The sequence below is a fragment of the Streptomyces phytophilus genome, from assembly GCF_013870535.1.
Taxonomy (GTDB): domain Bacteria; phylum Actinomycetota; class Actinomycetes; order Streptomycetales; family Streptomycetaceae; genus Streptomyces; species Streptomyces phytophilus.
In genome coordinates this window covers 1-1,333 of sequence record NZ_JACBXC010001498.1, presented here as the reverse complement: position 1 = coordinate 1,333, position 1,333 = coordinate 1, and the positions used below count along the sequence as shown (strand labels likewise).

At 75.5% G+C, this 1,333-nt stretch carries 2 protein-coding genes; one reads left to right on the top strand and one right to left on the bottom strand.

Translation table 11 applies throughout. The features are described 5' to 3' along the window. The coding region (locus tag H5J30_RS33700; protein ID WP_181791571.1) for a MinD/ParA family ATP-binding protein at positions 1 to 768 on the top strand (768 nt) is incomplete at its 5' end. Positions 769 to 892: 124 nt separating this feature from the next. On the opposite strand, the gene H5J30_RS33695 is transcribed toward H5J30_RS33700, so the two are convergent. Beyond that, the coding region (locus H5J30_RS33695) for an acyl-CoA dehydrogenase family protein (protein ID WP_181791569.1) at positions 893 to 1,333 on the bottom strand (441 nt) is incomplete at its 5' end.

Genomic DNA, 1,333 nt, shown 5'->3' with positions numbered 1-1,333 from the left:
CTGCGGGTGCCCCTGACCCGGAGCAGGCGCGTCACCCTGGTCGGCGCGTACCACTACAGCGGACGGGCCACCACGACCGTCGCCGTCGGCTCGCTGCTCGCCGCGGTGCGGGGCGAGCCGGTCCTGGCGCTCGACGGGGCGGCCACCGACGGCTCGCTGCACCACTTCGTCGGCCGCCGCGGCGGGGCCCGCCCGCGCGACCTGGCCATGCTCCCCGCCGACCCGCCCTACCCGCGGATCCGGGCGCTGACCACGCAGTTGGACTCGGGCCTCGAAGTGGTCGCGCACCGCGAGGGCTACATCGCGCCGAACTCCTCCCACGCGTACGAGTACGACCAGGTCCTGGCGCACACCGCGCCCCACTACCCCTTCGTGCTCACCGACTGGAGCCTGCTGCGCCTGGACCGGGCCGCGGACTTCGTCCTGAACCGGACCGACCGGCTCGTCCTGTGCTGCGGCACGGCCGACTGGTTCGTCGACGCCGCCGCCCGCTCCCTGGACGCGCTGCGCGAGGGCGGCCACGGGGACCTGGTGCGCGAGGTGATCGTCGTCGCCACCCAGATCGAGCAGCCGTCGGGCCGCGACGTCACCGCCACCGTCGCCGGCCGCCTGGGCATCGGCCGCGACCAGGTGGTCCAGGTCCCGTTCGACGGCTCGCTCCGCAGCGCCGACTGCGACCTGAGCAGGCTCCGGGTGGCGACGACGGACGCGTTCCTCACCCTGGCCGAACTGCTCGTGGGCCCCGGCGACCAGGCGCAGGACACCTGAGCCCGGGACGCACGGCAACGGGCTGCCGGGCCCGTACGCGCATGTGGCGATCCCGCGCGCCCCTGCCGGTGGGGACTGGGCGCCCGCGGGCATCCGGGTGCCCGCGGCGCTCGGGCGGGTGTCGTCAGGTGTGCGGGTCCAGGCGGTCGGCCAGGCGGGCCCAGTGGTGGTCGGCGTCGCCGAAGGCCAGGGCCCAGGCCGCCATCTGGCCGGAGAAGAGGTGCAGGTCGTGCTCGTGGGTGAAGCCGATCGCGCCGTGCACCTGGTGGCCCGTGTCGCAGACCCGGCGGCACGCCTCGCCCACCCACGCCTTGGCCATCGACACCTCCGCCGCCGCGTCCAGGCCCTCGGCCAGCCGCCAGCCCGCCTCGTACGCCATGAAGCGCGAACTCAGCACGTCCACGGCCATGTCGGCGCAGTGGTGCTGGACCGCCTGGAAGCTGCCGATCGGCCGGCCGAACTGCTCCCGCTCCGCGGCGTACCCGACCGTCATGTCGAGGACCCGCTGCGCCGCGCCGACCATCGCGGCGCAGGTGGCGGTGGCGCCGTACGCGTCGATCGCCTC